General features: G+C 40.6%; 1 protein-coding gene. It reads left to right on the top strand.

The genetic code is table 11. The features are described 5' to 3' along the window. Nucleotides 1–27: 27 nt before the first annotated feature. Nucleotides 28–1692: an IS1182 family transposase gene (locus BV372_RS28785; RefSeq protein ID WP_086689986.1), complete on the top strand. Its 1665-nt coding sequence runs from the start codon at nucleotides 28–30 to the stop codon at nucleotides 1690–1692. Nucleotides 1693–1881: the final 189 nt, after the last annotated feature.

Raw genomic sequence — 1881 nt, forward strand, 5'->3', positions numbered from 1 at the left:
TAGTAGAGTATCTTCTTATAGCTGCGTATGACACTGCATCCAGTGAATCAATGGGAAATACCAGCACAGACAGCAAAAATAGCGCGTGCGTCATTCCCAAAAGGAAATATGTATATGAAAATGTACGACGAATTGGGAGTGTTATACGCAGATAGAGAATTTGCCGACATCTATCCCACTAGCTATGGCAAATCAGCAATGTCGCCAGGCAAGTTGGCACTAATCATAGTGATGCAATTTGCCGAAGGTTTAACTGACAGACAAGCAGCGGATGCAGTCAGAAGTAGAATTGACTGGAAATATGCACTTGGGTTAGAGATCACAGATTCAGGATTTGATTGTAGCGTGTTGAGCGAATTTCGGGAGCGATTATGTGAGCATGGTTTAGCGAACAAACTGTTAGATGTGATGCTAGTAAAGTTTCAAGAAAAAAAACTGATCAAACAGCGAGGCAAGCAAAGAACAGACTCAACACAAGTAATCGCAGCAATCAGGCAACTAAATAGATTGGAATTGGTAGGAGAAACTATCAGAGCGGCCTTAAACTCGATAGCAGAAGTAGCACCTGCATGGTTGAAAGCAATTATTAGTGATGAGTGGTTTGAGAGATATAGTGATAGATTTGATAATTATCGCTTACCAAAAGATAAAAAAGAACGGTCAGAATTAGCATTAAAAATTGGATTTGATGGACATTATATTCTGCATCATATTTGGTTTAGTAATGAAAACCAAGGCAAGTTATGTGAATTGGATAGTGTCGAGATATTAAGGAAAATTTGGATACAGCAGTACACATTTGACCACAATGGATTGGTATGGCGAAATCCAGAGCAGACAGGATTACCACCAAATTCAATTTGTATTGAATCCCCCTATGATATTGAGGCTCGCAATAGTAGCAAACGCGAGATTAATTGGACGGGATATAAAGTGCATATGAGTGAAACTTGTGATGAGTCAACTCCAAATCTGATTACCCATATAGAAACAACAGCAGCTACAACTCCTGATGGGGAAATAACATCGATAATTCATCAACAGTTGGCACAAAAAGATTTGTTACCACAGGAACATTATGTGGATGCTGCTTATGTAGATGCCTATCAATTAGTTGAAAGTCATCAGGCTTATCAAGTTTCACTCCTTGGACCAGTGGCTGTGGATACTAGTTGGCAAGCAAAGTTAAAAACAGGTTTTGATGTCAGTGCGTTTGTGATTGATTGGGACAAACAAGTTGCCATCTGTCCACAAGGAAATTCCAATCGTTTGTGGCGTATTACCCGTGACTCTCATCACAATCCCTTAATTGAAATTGTTTTTGACCGTCAGACTTGTGCTGCTTGTCCGGTGCGAAATCTTTGTACTTCTTCAGCTAGTGCTGCCCGCAAAATTAAGCTGCGACCGCGTGAGGAATATCAGGCACTCATGGAACGTCGTCATCAACAACAAACTCCACAGTTTCAACAAAACTATGCACATCGGGCTGGTGTTGAGGGTACTATTTCCCAAGCTGTCGGCAGATTTGATTTGCGACGAACAAGATATTTTGGACTAGCCAAAACACATTTACAGCATATCGCCACGGCTTGTGCAATTAATTTAAGTCGGTTTTTTGACTGGTCCCATCATGCTACTAAAGCTCGCACTCGTACTAGTTCTTTTGCTCGATTACGTGTTCATTGTGCTTAACTAACAAGTCCTAAATTCATGAGCATTTGTTCTCCAGGGACACTTAAAAATGCCTTGGTCGCCAATTTTCATGCTCAAAAAGGTGCGCTTCAAATAAGCGCACCTTTTTAAGCGGACTTATTGATTTTTCAGAACCAAAGCTTGTTGACTTTTGTAGGGTATTACCCCCTATTCGCCAGCTGTATCCTT

This window comes from Nostoc sp. T09 (assembly GCF_002154695.1).
In the GTDB taxonomy this organism is placed as follows: Bacteria; Cyanobacteriota; Cyanobacteriia; order Cyanobacteriales; family Nostocaceae; genus Aulosira.

Bases quoted from the DNA above. Each gene is read 5' to 3' on its own strand.
- BV372_RS28785 (WP_086689986.1), top strand. From the start codon at position 28: ATGACACTGCATCCAGTGAATCAATGGGAAATACCAGCACAGACAGCA.